This is a genomic window from Yersinia antarctica (genome assembly GCF_056636475.1).
This window is the reverse complement of sequence record NZ_JBSJQF010000001.1, coordinates 985,231-998,439: the sequence shown is the minus strand read 5'-3', so window position 1 is coordinate 998,439 and position 13,209 is coordinate 985,231. Positions and strand designations below refer to the sequence as shown.

Genomic DNA, 13,209 nt, shown 5'->3' with positions numbered 1-13,209 from the left:
CCCGTTTTTATATTGTTATCATCTCATGAAATCAAATCTTTGCTGTTGCGAGATACTTTTTCATCTCTTCGGCAGGTACCATCCCACCGCCGGTAGCCCAAACCAGATGGGTCGCATTCTGCATTTTCTCAGCACTAAAGTGGTTATTACTTAAATAGTCAGAACACTGATTTACCCGCGCCGCACCCGGCATTCCAGCCAGTGCCGAAGGCTCCAACTGAATACCTTCATCGCGATTTAGCAAGCCGAGCAGATCGTACATCTCAGCATCACTTAAGGTATAGAAACCGTCCAGTAAATGTTCCATAGCGCGGCCAACAAATCCTGATGCCCGCCCTACCGCCAAACCATCTGCGGCGGTGATGTTGTCGATACCAATATCCTGCACGGAGATACCATCATGCCGGCCAGTATAGACACCTAATAGCATGCACGGCGAATGACTCGGTTCGGCAAAAATGCAGTGCACATGGTCACCAAACGCTAGCTTCAGGCCGAAAGCAACCCCGCCAGGGCCACCACCAACCCCACAAGGCAGATAAACGAACAGCGGATGGTTTTCATCAACCACAATCTGCTGCTCGGCAAACTGTTTTTTCAGCCGGCTGCCTGCCACCGAGTAGCCCAAAAAGAGTGTTGGCGAGTTCTCATCGTCGATAAAGAAGCAATTCGGATCAGATTCTGCCTCTTTGCGCCCTTGTGCCACCGCCACGCCGTAGTCCTGTGCATACTCAACTACATTTACACCGTGTTCCCGCAGTTTGCGTTTTTTCCATTCACGCGCATCGGCAGACATATGCACACTGACACTGAACCCCAGCTTGGCACTCATGATGCCAATCGACATCCCCAGATTACCGGTAGACCCCACCGCAATACTGTACTGGCTGAAAAATTGGCGGAAATCATCTGAGAACAGTTTGCTGTAATCATCGGTTTCGGCCAATAACCCAGCCTGTAGCGCCAACTTTTCAGCATGGGTTAACACTTCATAAATGCCGCCACGCGCTTTAATCGAACCAGAAATCGGCAGGTGGCTATCTTTTTTTAATAGCAGTCGACCGCTAATTTCAACGCCGTATCGCTGTTGCAACGTCTCTTTCATGGTGGGAATCGCCACGATATCAGATTCAATAATACCGTGAGTCTTTTGTGTTTCAGGGAATGCCTGACACAGATAGGGCGCAAAGCGTTGCAGCCGTGCCTCGGCATCCGCCACATCCCACGGCGTTAATCCGACATACGGCAATCCCTCTGCCAATATGGTCGATAACGGGTTAAACCAAGTGACCTCCTCTAAATTGATAAGCTTTGTGACCAAAGGAAAGTCGGTAATCAATTTATCAATTTCAGTGTGTTTCATAGCATGTCTCTTTTCGGTCATATAATGTAAGAAAGTAGGAAGGTCGTACCTAATGCGATCACCGAGGCGATGAACGTCGCGGTGGTGTAATATTTAAAGGTCTCATTAAGGGTGGCACCGCAGTATTGCTTTACCAACCAGAATAGCGAGTCAGTGACGATGGTGAAACCAATGGCACCGGAGCCAATCGCTAAGGTGATAATTTCTGGGCTGACATTGGGATACATTGGTAATATCGGTGCCACTATCGCCGTCGCCCCCATCATTGCTACCGTAGCCGAGCCAACCGCCGCATGCAGAATCAAGGCCACCAACCAGGCCAGTAGAATCGGGTGCATATCCAGATTGGATAAAATCACTGCCAGCGTATCTGCCAAACCACTGGCTTTTAATATGCCGTTAAAAGCCCCACCGGCACCGATAATCAACAGGATATTAGCAATCGAGGAGAAACCATCTTCGGTTTTAGCCAGCAGCGCACTCATACCCATATTTTGGCGAATGCCCAGCATGTAGTAGGCCACAAACGCGGCAATAAACATGGCGGTAATGGGGTTACCGATAAACGATAATACTGAATATAACGGAGTGCCTTTTTCCATATTCAGTTCTGCGGCGGTTTTCGCCAACATCAGAATAATGGGCAGTAATACGGTAAATAGAGTTGCCCCCAGAGAGGGTAATTCATCTTCATTGCGCACTTTAATTTCAGAGAACGCTTGCGGTACCGCTTTAAAGGGCAGTCGATTACCCACTAGCCGTAAGAATAACGGCCCACCAATTAATGATGCTGACAGCCCAACCACCAGCCCGTAGACAATCACAGTGCCAATGTCAGCCCCTAAGGCATTGGTGACATACATGGCTGCCGGATGCGGTGGCACCACACAGTGAACGGCCATTAGCGCCGTACACAACGGGATTGCCAGTTTTAATAGCGAGGTATTGGTCTTTCTTGCGATGGAAAAAGCCAGTGGAATCAATAACACCACACCCACTTCAACAAATAGCGTAATGCCACAGATCAACCCAACTAACACCATCGTGACATCAGGTGATAGCCAGCGGCAACGTTGTAAGGTGATACCGATACGCTCTGCCGCACCCGATATCTCCATCATTTTGCCTAAAATGGTGCCCAGCCCGATCACTGCGGCTAAAAAGCCCAGCGTCCCGCCAATCCCACTTTCAATGGAATTAACCATCTCAATGGGATTCATGCCCATTAATAGCCCGACATAAAAACTGGCTAATAATAGCGCCAGAAAAGGATGTATTTTCAGTTTTACAATGGTGAAGATGATAATAATGATACTTGATAATAACGTACCCACTACCCATATTTGTGAGTCCATAGCCAACCTCATCTAATAATAAGTTCTATCACTATTGAATAAGAATTAGCCGGGGCTGACAAATGATGAAAATCCAGCTTAAGATGAGCTAGATTGACCCAAATAGGTAATATCAGTCAAAGTTTTATGATTTATTCAGGTTTGCATCACATTAGATAACCCTAAATATCTGCTCCAGCAATAAATACGATATGCTATTGAGTCAAAAATGATTATCTGAGCCGCCGCCATGTACCCGGAAAAAAGCTATATCACCCGTAATAAGCTGCTTAATGGTTATCAGCTATCCAAACTCTATACCTTTGAAATTGCCGCGCGGCACAGCTCATTTGCGCTGGCGGCTGATGAGTTATCCATCAGCCCCAGTGCCGTTAGCCACCGGATCAATAGTTTGGAAGAGGAGTTGGGGTTCAAACTGTTCCAGCGTTTTCATCGTAAAGTGGAACTCACCAGCGAGGGGGAACGCGTCTTTTGGGTACTTAAATCGTCGCTGGAGTACCTGAATCAGGAAATTTTGGAGATAAAAAATCAGGAGTTGTCCGGTACATTAACCGTCTATTCCCGGCCATCCATCGCCCAATGTTGGCTGGTACCGAAATTGGCGGACTTTGCCCATCGCTATCCTGCCATTAGCCTGAATATTCTGACCGGCAATGAGAATGTTAACTTTCAGGGCGGCGGTATTGATTTAGCGATTTATTTCGATGATAAAACGCCGGAGAAACTGTCATATCAACACTTGATGGATGAATCGATGGTCCCCGTGTGCAGCCCGGAATATGCGGAAAAACATCAGTTACACGGCAATCTGATCAATCTGCGGCAATGCACCTTGCTGCACGATCGGCAAGCCTGGAGCTATGACTCCGATCGCAGTGAGTGGAATAGCTGGAGTCAGCAAATCGGTTTTGATCTTGATCCCACCCAGCGCAGCATGGGGTTTGATCGCTCCGATTTGGCGATTATCGCAGCCATAAATCATGTTGGGGTGGCGATGGGCCGTAAAAAACTGGTCAACAAACGGTTGGAAAACCAAGAGTTGATTATGCCGTTCCCCGACATGGAAGTCAGATGTGAACAACGCTATTACATTTCAACATTATCCGACCGGCAATGGCCAAAGATTAATGCGTTTATTCAGTGGCTTAAGAAGATGGCTGATGAGTCCTGAGGCGCAGGCGCTCCCTCGCAGAAGCGCCTGACGCGATTACGACATCTCGGCAGCTTTTTGCGCCAAATCACGGCTATAGTGGCGGCTGGCATCTACCAGCATATGGGTATAAGCGGTTTTTTCGCAGTCAGTGGTCAAATCCTCAGTGTTCAGTGTTTCCAGAATCCGGCCATGTTGCATCACCGCGACCCGATGGCAAAGATGAGCAATGACCCCCAAATCATGAGTTACCATCAGATAGGTTAGTTTCTCCCGCTGTTGCAACTCAGCCAGCAGATTTAGGATCTCTGCCTGCACCGACACATCCAGAGCCGAGGTCGGTTCATCCAGCAGCAATACCCGCGGCTCAAGAATCAATGCCCGCGCAATGGCGACGCGCTGGCGCTGCCCACCCGAGAGCTGATGGGGATAGCGCTGGCGAAACTGCCGGTTGAGGCCCACTTTATCTAAAATAGTGTCGATCCGTTGGTCGCGATCACCAATGCCATGGATAATCAGTGGCTCAGACAAAATGTATTCGATGGTATGACGCGGGTGCAGCGAACCATAGGGATCCTGAAACACCATCTGAACATGGCGGCAGCGCTCACGCTCAATGCGGTGTGCCAAGGGGATCTGATTCAAGGTTAGCTGACCGCTCCAATGGTTAAACAGCCCCGCCAGGCATTTCAGCACTGTGGTTTTACCCGAACCGGACTCCCCAACCAAGCCAAAAATCTCACCGTTATTCACCGTCAGATTAACATCAAACAACACCTGATTCTGCTGGCTGCCTTCACCAAAAATAAGGTTAAGGTTATTGATTTCAATCATCGCATTTGCAGACATAACAGGCTCCTTAACCATTCATCCAGGCCGGATCACGCACCATAACCGGCAAGCGATCACGGCGGTTACCGATATCCGGTAATGCATTTAGCAAACCACGGGTATAGGGGTGTTGCGCCTGATCAAGGTCACAGGCCGCGATCGACTCCACGACCCGACCGGCATACATCACCAGCACCCGATCGCAGAAACTGCGCACCAGATTGATATCATGACTAATAAAGATCAGCCCCAAGCCACGCTCTTGCACCAAATCATCCAGCATCGCCAATACCTGCAAACGCACCGAGACATCCAGTGCCGAGGTTGGCTCATCGGCGATCACCATTTCCGGCCCGGTTATCAGCATCATCGCTATCATGATGCGCTGCCCCTGCCCGCCGGATACCTCGTGTGGATAGAGGTGATACACCCTTTGTGGCTGACGGATACGCACCACATCAAACATCGCCAATACGCGCTCGCGCGCTTCCTGTCGCGAGACTTTATGGTGCGCCAGATAGGCCTCTGCCACCTGATCACCCACGCACACCACCGGATTGAGCGAGTATTTTGGATCCTGCATAATCATCGACATACGCTTACCACGCACTTCACGCATGTGGGCTTCACTGGCGTTCAGCAAATCTACTTCGGCAAAGCGCAACCTATTGGCGTGGATCTGCGCGCTGGCCGGATGCAGCTTGAGCAGCGCCCTGCCAACCGTAGATTTACCCGAGCCGGACTCACCGACAATCGCCAGTTTCTCCTTACCAAGGGAAAACGAAACACCACGCACCGCGTCGGTCACCTGTTTGCCATTGACGAAGCTAACCCGCAGGTCATCCACTTCCAGCAAAGGCACTGATTTATTCTGTTCTGGGGTCAAGAATGTCACGTAGGCCATCTCCTAGGAAGTTGAATGCCAGGCTGTTCAGCAGAATCGCCAGACCAGGAATTGTCACCAGCCACCAACACTCCATCATGTAACGGCGGCCACTGGAGATCATCGCTCCCCACTCAGGGTCCGGTGGCTGAGCCCCCAAACCAAGGAAGCCCAGACCAGCAGCAGTCAGAATGATACCGGCCATATTCATGGTGATACGGATGATTACCGACGGCAGGCACAGCGGCACAATGTGACGCAGCAAGATCCGCAGTGGCGACGCGCCCTGCAATTTCACCGCAGAAACAAAGTCCGCATTACGCAAAGAGAGGGTTTCCGCCCTTGCCAGACGGGCAATCGGCGGCCATGCCGTCAGGGTAATAGCAATAACCACATGCTCCAGACCGGGGCCTAATGCCGCGACAAAAGCCAGCGCCAACACCAGGCTCGGGAATGAGATAAAAATATCGGTAATACGCATCAGGATACTGTCGACTTTACCGCCGAAGTAACCCGCTACCACCCCCAATAACAGGCCGATTGGTCCCACAGTCACTGACACCAGCGCCACGATATACAGCGTGGTACGGGCACCATAAATCAACCGGCTGTACTGATCACGGCCAAACTCATCGGTGCCAAACCAATGTTGGCTACCGGGTGCCTGTAGTGAGTTATTGAGATCTTGCGCCAATGGATCATGGGTCGCCAGCCACGGAGCCAAGAATGCCACCACTAACAGCAAACCGATGATAGCGACACCAATAGCCGTCAGCGGGTTACCCATTAACAAACGGAAGAAATTAACTACCCGCCGTAGCCCGCGCTTCCATCCCTGAGGTTTCATCTCAGGGCGCGCTACGACATTATCGGGTTCGGAGGAAAGCATCATTGATTCGTCCTCGGGTCGAAGATCTGATACAGCATGTCAGACAGTAAATTCAGTGAAACAAAGATCAGCCCCACCAGTAATACACAGCCCATCACCGCATTCATGTCACCCAATAACAGACTGCCCGTCAGATAAGAGCCAAAACCGGGCCATGAAAAGACGGTTTCGATCAAGACTGCGCCTTCCAGTAATGAGCCGTAGGCCAGTGCCACCACGGTCAGCAATTGCACCAGAATATTGCGGAATGCATGGCCCCACAGCACCTGAAACTCTGACAATCCTTTCACTTTGGCGGTAATGATGTATTCCTGTGACAACTGCGCCAGCATAAAACTGCGGGTCATACGGCTGATATAGGCCAGCGAGTGGAAACCGAGAATGGTAGCGGGCAGCACCAGATGGTTTACCGCGCTGCGAAACACCTCCCACTCCCCTGCCAGCGCCGAATCAATCAACAATAAGCCAGTGCGGCGATCAACTAAACCGTCGTAGGCCATATCTACCCGACCTGCCCCCCCCACCCAGTTTAGCCAGGCGTAGAACACCAACAGGCCCATCATGCCCACCCAGAAAATCGGAGTTGAGTAACCCGCCAGACTAATAAACCGCACCACATAGTCGGCAAACTTGCCGCGACGTGCTGCCGCCATGACCCCCAACGGGATACCGAGACCAGCCCCGACCAGAATCGCCATGGTTGCCAGCTCAATGGTGGCTGGGAAGACCCGGATAATGTCATCCACTACCGGACGGCCGGTGAGTAAGGCATTGCCCAAATCACCGTGGATCAGTGAGTTAAAATAGATAAAGAACTGTGACCATAGCGGTTTATCCAGCCCCAATTGCAGGTAGACCTGCTGATAGGTACTTTGATCCGCATCCTGACCCACAATCGCCAGTACCGGATCAATCGGCATCACCCGACCAATAATAAAAGTAAGAATCAATAAACCGAATAAGGTTACGGCCACCTGCAAAAAGCGCTTCGATAAACGCCGCACGATCCCGTGCGGAGCCATCCAATCTGAAACATTCATGCTATCTCCCCCAACATGCAGCGGTTTAACGCTGCTTATACACCTGTAACAGGCGGGTTGTGGTCGACGGATGTGGTACATAATCCATCACGTCTTTACGCACGACGACCGAATCAACCATTTGGGAAATCGGCAAAATGGCTGGGAATAGCGCGTCATAACGCTGCTGAACTTCAATGTACATCTGCTTCTGTTTAGCCGGATCTTTCTCGATTAACGCGTTGTCGATCAGCGAGTTGAGTTGTTGATCATAGAATGAAGTGCGCCAACCCTGGAAGTTGGTCAGTTTGGCGGCATCGCTGTTATCGGGGTTATAAGCAATGGAACGCAGACTGGAGTGCGGGTGCGGATCGACACCACCACCACCACGACCCACCAGCATATCGAACTGACGATCACGCATTGCGCCATACACCTGATTACCGGTGCCCGTCAGAATTTTGGCCTGAATCCCTGCCTGTGCCAGTGTCGATTGAACCGAGGTGGCGACATTAATAAACGGCGGATCAGACAATACCCGCAGGGTGGTGGTGAAACCGTCGGGATAGCCGGCTTCCGCTAACAATGCTTTAGCTTTAGCCACATCCAACTTGTAGCCGGGATCCGGTAGCGTGACATCCATACCCTTCTGGATTGGCCGCTGATGGAAGATGCCATAACCCGGCATAATCGTTTTATTAATACCATCATAATCAACCAGATAGCGCACAGCCTCTCGTACTTTAGGGTTAGCGAAATGCGGCTCTTTCAGGCTCATCGCGACATAATAAATAGTGCCACGCTGGACCTCATCAACCTGGATTTGCGGGTTACTTTTCAGCGCGTTGATATCCGGTACCGACATCCCGCTGGCGATATCGATATCGCCTTTTTCAATCATTAAGCGCAGCGCCTGCGACTCAGTCATGTGGCGGAATATCACCCGCTTCATTTTGGCGTCACCTTGCCAGTAATTATCTACCCGGCTGATACGTAACACATCTTTTGCCTGCCAAACATCCAGTTTGAATGGGCCGGAGCCAGCTTCATTGGTGGTTAGCCAGCCATTACCCCAGTCACCGTTTTTCTCATGCTGCATGACGGTGGCGCGATCAAGAATCGACCCACTACCTAAGGTACCTAATGAATAAATTACCAGCTTGGGATCGGTGGGTTTCGGTAACTCAATTTCTACCGTCAGTGGATCTTTGGCGCGGATCAATTGCTCCACGTTATCGGCGGTAAAACCGTAGGATTTCCAGGTGGTGGCCTGTGCCAGATTCAGATGCATCAAGCGGTTCATCGACCAGGCAAAATCTGCCGCCGTCACGGGATTGCCGGAGTGAAACTTCATACCCTCACGCAACGTAAAGGTGATCAACTTGCCGTCGTCACTGATTTTCCACTCGGTGGCAGCACCGGGCAGCACCTTACTGGGAGTGTGTGGATCCAGTTCCACCAAAGAGTCGTACAGGTTAACAATGATAGCGACAGCATCATTGCCGGTCATGGCTGCCGGATCGAGCGACAGCAGGTTATTCATATTCATGCCAACAATCAGTTGGTCATCAGGTGTTTTAGCGACACTGACGCTGGTCGACGTCAGGGTGATCAGTAGGGTAAAGAGGAGTGTTCTTACTATTATTATCGCGTTCATGGACCATCTCCGGTAAGAAAAGGCTAGATCTGAATGCTTGTTTTTATAGGTCGATACAATAGAGTTATCCCCAAAGTGATTGGAGTCGCAGGTAGGCAGTTCGCACCGCCGCGGCTTCAAGCACTAAGGGTATTGGCGGCGATATAATCGAAATTAATATCTTCGCCCAAGCCTGCTCTCGTTGGCAGAGAGACATAGCCATCACTGTCCATCGGGTCAATGATGCTGTTGAGATAAGCGGCAGGCTCGTCATAATCCAGGAATGGATGCAACAACCCACGCTCATACCAACGGCAGTTACGGATTGCACCGACTACCGCCAGATTCGGCGCACCATTGCCGTGGATTTCACAATCCATGCCGAACGATTCCGCCAGATGAGCCACTTTCAGACAAGGTGTGATACCACCCACGCCTTGGACGCCAGCGCGTAAAATATCGCAAGCACCGGCCTTCACCCAATCAGCGCGGCTAAAGTATTTACCGGCCAGACTTTCAGGTCCGATAATGTCAATTTGTAGATTTTCCCGCAGCCAGCAGTAAGAGGCCATGCTCTGCTCTTCCATAGGCTCTTCGAACCAACTGAAATTAAGTTTTTGCAGTTCACGACCAATATAGAGGGCGTCACTGCGGCTGTACCAATGGTAGCCATCCAGCATCAGAGCAATATCTGGGCCGACGGCTTCACGCACCGCCGCACAAGCACGAACATCCATCTGCGGACTTGGCGCAAAAGAGACTGGCGGCATCCAGGTATGCAGCTTAATACCCTTATAGCCACGGGCGACCAGTTGCTCGGCAAAGCGCGCATACTCATCCGGGGTCGACAATCCATCAGCTAACTCATCACCACACATGGTGCTACCGTAAGCCAATACTTTGTCGCGATATCCGCCCAGTAATTTATAGACTGGCTGGCCCAGTTTGCGCCCCAACAAATCCCAAATAGCTTGCTCGGCAATGGCCAGCGCCCGGTCGGTTAACTGATTGGCACTGCCGCGCTGCCAATGCACCAGATCATTCCATAACCGTTCGCGGTCAAACGGGTTTTGCCCAATCAGAACTTTTTTAAAGAAGCTATTGACGATGTGCGGGCGAATCACTTCCGGTGGTGCAAATGCATAACCGCAATCACCTTCGTCAGTGGTCAGCGTCAGCATGGCCATTTTGGCTAAGGACTCTGCGCCTGGATGCGAGTGCCCTGCGGTATCAGAAACACGCCGGGTCGGATAAGAAAAAACGGTTACATCTACTGATATTATTTTCACCTGATTACCTGCCTTTATAATTCATTGAGTCTCTGGTCAGTTAACGCAGTAAACCCCTATTTTTTATGATGATTTAGCTCACTTAAAATAATAAAACATCGGATCTATTTAAATGGAATATCATTTCACATTACCAGTATTGAAGATAACCTTGCATTAGTCATTAGGAGATTGGCTGCAAAATTGGCAATAAAGGCGTGTTTTTTTAGGCAACTGCACAAATTATTGTGAGCAGCATCACGATGACGGGTCGGAAAAGGCCGATAGGGGGATATATTCCGCGTCAATAACGAGTATTACCCCCGCAATACCCGTTGGTATGTTGAGGGGCTATTATCCATTTTGTAACGGATATCTTCGCCATGAATAGCCAATAACCCAAACTAAATTGAATTCGCCGATAGTGATAAGAATAATCTTGTAAGTTACTGGTAAAAAATGAGTTTATGATAAAAGGTATTGCTTAAAAATAAGGCCTCAGGCTATGCTCATCCCACTTATAACAAAATGTAACAGAGCGTTATACCCAAAGAAGTTGTAGTTGCAGGTGAGCGGTAGGTGAAGGGAGAATCGGTTATGAACTGATTTGAACAGCATGTATGCCATGCCCGTAGGGTGAATCTCAAAAAGGCTCATTAATCCAGTTCAACTTACGTCAGTAAGCCATTCGGGTGAGTGAACGTCGCTAATACACCTATAACTACAAGTAAAGGGGTATACAGGGGAAGTTAGCATGGATCGTCGTACACTGTTAAAATCATCCGGTCTATTACTGGGCGGATTAACACTGGGTAACTTTATTTCAACGGCTCAGGCCAAAAGTTCTAAGATAAACGCACAACCGCTGATCCCTACTGAACAGCAGCCACTGCTGTTGAATTTTAATGAAAACTCGTTAGGAATGTCACCAAAAGCGCATCAGGCTATTATCGCCGCGTTGCCGACTGCATTTCGCTACCCCGATGCTGCCCGCGAACAATTGATTGCTAATATCGCCACAGAATACCAACTCAAAACCGAGAATATCTCGCTGGGGAATGGCTCATCAGAGACGATTCAGGCCGTCATTCAAGCGGTTATCCGCCAAGCTGAACTTGCGAATACACCAATCCAGCTCGTGGTGCCGGACCCTACATTTAACTACGCCGAACTCTATGCCAAGCCTTTTGACATTCCCATTGAGAAAGTCGTTCTGACCAAAGAAATGGCATTTGACCTGCCTGTAATGCAGCAGAAAGTCGCCAGCTTCAAAGGGCGTTCAATCGTCTATCTGTGTAATCCGAATAACCCTACCGCGACCATTACCCCGGCAAACCTTATTGAAGGCTGGATTAAAAATGCCTCACCGGAAACCTTGTTTATCATCGACGAGGCTTATGCCGAGTTTGTCAGCGATCCTGCATTTCGCAGTGCTATCGGGCTGGTTCAAGCCGGCCACAAAAATCTGTTGGTTACCCGGACATTCTCCAAAATTTACGCGCTAGCGGGCCTTCGGGTAGGTTATGGTATCGCGCATCCAGAACTGATAGCCGCGGTGGAAAACTTTGTTTCACTGGATAATACCAATACCGCCGGCGCAGCGGCGGCTTTAGCCTCGTTGCAAGACAAAGCCTTTGTACAATACAGCCGCCAGTCAGCCGATCAGGCGCGTCGAATTGTTACTCAGACCCTGGACGAACTGAAATTATCCTATGTTCCGTCGCAGGCAAACTTTGTTTTTCATCAGGTGAACGGGGATGTGAAAACCTATCAAAACCGCATGAAACAATATCACGTGTTTGTCGGGCGTGAATTTCCCCCCGCGGTGGGTTGGAACCGCCTCACGTTAGGGACGCCGGAAGAGATGATGGCCTTTGTCTCGGTGCTAAAAATGTTCCGCACCCAGGGTTGGGTGTAACCGCCGTTATCCTGTGTCGACCTACGATATAAAGGGGGGCTGGCCCCCCGATTACCCAACAAACACGTTGATAACAACACCGCGAAAAGTGGGATTTTGCCCGCCATCCATACGAAATTCAAGATGGGGTCAGGCCAAGTGTATTTGAACAGGCTACCTGAATTAGGCGGTCAATCCGCCGTCCAATACCAGTGTTTGCCCGGTCATATAGCGGCTGTCATTGCCTATCATAAAAGCACTGACACGGGCGACTTCTTGCGCATCACCTAAACGCCGTAGTGGTATCTGTTTACGTAAGCCTTTTAAGGCATCGGCAGGCATCGCGCGCGTCATATCGCTGTCGATTATCCCCGGCAGCAGGCAATTAACCCGAATACCAAAACGCCCCATCTCCAGCGCCAATGAGCGACCAAGGCCAATCATTGCGGCTTTACTGGCACCATATGCGCTCTGCCCGACATTGCCTTTGATAGCGGTTACCGACGACATCAGCAAAACTGCGCCCTCGCCCTGCATGATCATCGGCGGCAATAGGTGCTTATTCCAATAGAAGATAGCGTTCAAATTGGTGTTCATCACATTGCGCCAGTTATCGCCATTTTGCTGAATATGCAGGCCATCACCAGTAATACCCGCATTATGGATTACCGCGCCGGGCGCACCATACTTCTCCAGCAGTTGTGGCGCGAGGTGGTCGACATCCGCTTCATCGCTACCATCACAACGATAGTGGGTTACCCAGCCAGGCAGGCCGGCACAGCTTTCTATCACATCGTGACTCTGTTGCTCACCGCTGCGCCAGGTAAAGACCACATTCCACTCTTTGGCCAGTTCTTCGACCAAAGCACGGCCAATACCACGACTGCCACCGGTAATTAATACCCATTGCCTACTCAT

11 protein-coding genes are annotated in these 13,209 nt (G+C 50.2%); 2 read left to right on the top strand and 9 right to left on the bottom strand.

The features are described from left to right. Nucleotides 1-31: 31 nt before the first annotated feature. Complete coding sequence (locus ACWJJO_RS04420) at nucleotides 32-1,363, bottom strand: D-serine ammonia-lyase (protein WP_420073176.1); 1,332 nt, start codon at nucleotides 1,361-1,363, stop codon at nucleotides 32-34. A gap of 17 nt (nucleotides 1,364-1,380) precedes the next feature. Then, on the bottom strand, nucleotides 1,381-2,718 hold the full coding sequence (dsdX, locus tag ACWJJO_RS04415; protein WP_005181856.1) for a D-serine transporter DsdX: 1,338 nt from the start codon (nucleotides 2,716-2,718) through the stop codon (nucleotides 1,381-1,383). 229 nt (nucleotides 2,719-2,947) lie between these two features. Here dsdX and dsdC point away from each other — a divergent pair, with 229 nt between their 5' ends. After that, nucleotides 2,948-3,889 carry a DNA-binding transcriptional regulator DsdC gene (gene dsdC, locus ACWJJO_RS04410; protein WP_050089255.1) on the top strand — a complete coding sequence of 314 codons (942 nt, stop codon included), beginning with the start codon at nucleotides 2,948-2,950 and terminating at the stop codon, nucleotides 3,887-3,889. Between the two features lie 36 nt (nucleotides 3,890-3,925). Here dsdC and ACWJJO_RS04405 read toward each other — a convergent pair whose 3' ends face one another. The 6 genes from ACWJJO_RS04405 to ACWJJO_RS04380 form a co-directional block, all read right to left on the bottom strand. Further along, complete coding sequence (locus ACWJJO_RS04405) at nucleotides 3,926-4,702, bottom strand: ABC transporter ATP-binding protein (protein ID WP_083163844.1); 777 nt, start codon at nucleotides 4,700-4,702, stop codon at nucleotides 3,926-3,928. 25 nt (nucleotides 4,703-4,727) lie between these two features. After that, complete coding sequence (locus ACWJJO_RS04400) at nucleotides 4,728-5,603, bottom strand: ABC transporter ATP-binding protein (RefSeq protein WP_372558084.1); 876 nt, start codon at nucleotides 5,601-5,603, stop codon at nucleotides 4,728-4,730. Next, nucleotides 5,566-6,429, bottom strand: coding sequence for an ABC transporter permease (locus ACWJJO_RS04395; protein ID WP_072088690.1), 864 nt, complete (start codon nucleotides 6,427-6,429; stop codon nucleotides 5,566-5,568). The genes ACWJJO_RS04400 and ACWJJO_RS04395 overlap by 38 nt, the downstream gene beginning before the upstream one ends. Before the next feature lie 41 nt (nucleotides 6,430-6,470). Beyond that, the gene (locus ACWJJO_RS04390; RefSeq protein ID WP_050132832.1) at nucleotides 6,471-7,511 is read right to left on the bottom strand and encodes an ABC transporter permease; all 1,041 of its coding nucleotides are present in this window, start codon (nucleotides 7,509-7,511) and stop codon (nucleotides 6,471-6,473) included. A 25-nt stretch (nucleotides 7,512-7,536) separates the two neighbouring features. Beyond that, nucleotides 7,537-9,147 carry an ABC transporter substrate-binding protein gene (locus ACWJJO_RS04385; protein WP_481090678.1) on the bottom strand — a complete coding sequence of 537 codons (1,611 nt, stop codon included), beginning with the start codon at nucleotides 9,145-9,147 and terminating at the stop codon, nucleotides 7,537-7,539. A 116-nt stretch (nucleotides 9,148-9,263) separates the two neighbouring features. Beyond that, a complete protein-coding gene (locus ACWJJO_RS04380; protein WP_372558083.1) occupies nucleotides 9,264-10,415 on the bottom strand; it encodes a mandelate racemase family protein in 1,152 nt (383 codons plus the stop codon). Nucleotides 10,416-11,148: 733 nt separating this feature from the next. Here ACWJJO_RS04380 and ACWJJO_RS04375 point away from each other — a divergent pair. Next, nucleotides 11,149-12,312, top strand: coding sequence for a pyridoxal phosphate-dependent aminotransferase (locus ACWJJO_RS04375; RefSeq protein WP_481090677.1), 1,164 nt, complete (start codon nucleotides 11,149-11,151; stop codon nucleotides 12,310-12,312). A gap of 162 nt (nucleotides 12,313-12,474) precedes the next feature. Here ACWJJO_RS04375 and ACWJJO_RS04370 read toward each other — a convergent pair whose 3' ends face one another. Further along, entirely contained in the window at nucleotides 12,475-13,209 is a 735-nt protein-coding gene (locus ACWJJO_RS04370; protein WP_083160353.1) for an SDR family NAD(P)-dependent oxidoreductase, read from the bottom strand.

What these genes read in the sequence shown, in the direction of transcription:
- ACWJJO_RS04420 (WP_420073176.1), bottom strand. Translation starts at nt 1,363, where the DNA reads ATGAAACACACTGAAATTGATAAATTGATTACCGACTTTCCTTTGGTC.
- dsdX (WP_005181856.1), bottom strand. Translation starts at nt 2,718, where the DNA reads ATGGACTCACAAATATGGGTAGTGGGTACGTTATTATCAAGTATCATT.
- dsdC (WP_050089255.1), top strand. Translation starts at nt 2,948, where the DNA reads ATGTACCCGGAAAAAAGCTATATCACCCGTAATAAGCTGCTTAATGGT.
- ACWJJO_RS04405 (WP_083163844.1), bottom strand. Translation starts at nt 4,702, where the DNA reads ATGATTGAAATCAATAACCTTAACCTTATTTTTGGTGAAGGCAGCCAG.
- ACWJJO_RS04400 (WP_372558084.1), bottom strand. Translation starts at nt 5,603, where the DNA reads ATGGCCTACGTGACATTCTTGACCCCAGAACAGAATAAATCAGTGCCT.
- ACWJJO_RS04395 (WP_072088690.1), bottom strand. Translation starts at nt 6,429, where the DNA reads ATGAAACCTCAGGGATGGAAGCGCGGGCTACGGCGGGTAGTTAATTTC.
- ACWJJO_RS04390 (WP_050132832.1), bottom strand. Translation starts at nt 7,511, where the DNA reads ATGAATGTTTCAGATTGGATGGCTCCGCACGGGATCGTGCGGCGTTTA.
- ACWJJO_RS04385 (WP_481090678.1), bottom strand. Translation starts at nt 9,147, where the DNA reads ATGAACGCGATAATAATAGTAAGAACACTCCTCTTTACCCTACTGATC.
- ACWJJO_RS04375 (WP_481090677.1), top strand. Translation starts at nt 11,149, where the DNA reads ATGGATCGTCGTACACTGTTAAAATCATCCGGTCTATTACTGGGCGGA.
- ACWJJO_RS04370 (WP_083160353.1), bottom strand. Translation starts at nt 13,209, where the DNA reads ATGAGTAGGCAATGGGTATTAATTACCGGTGGCAGTCGTGGTATTGGC.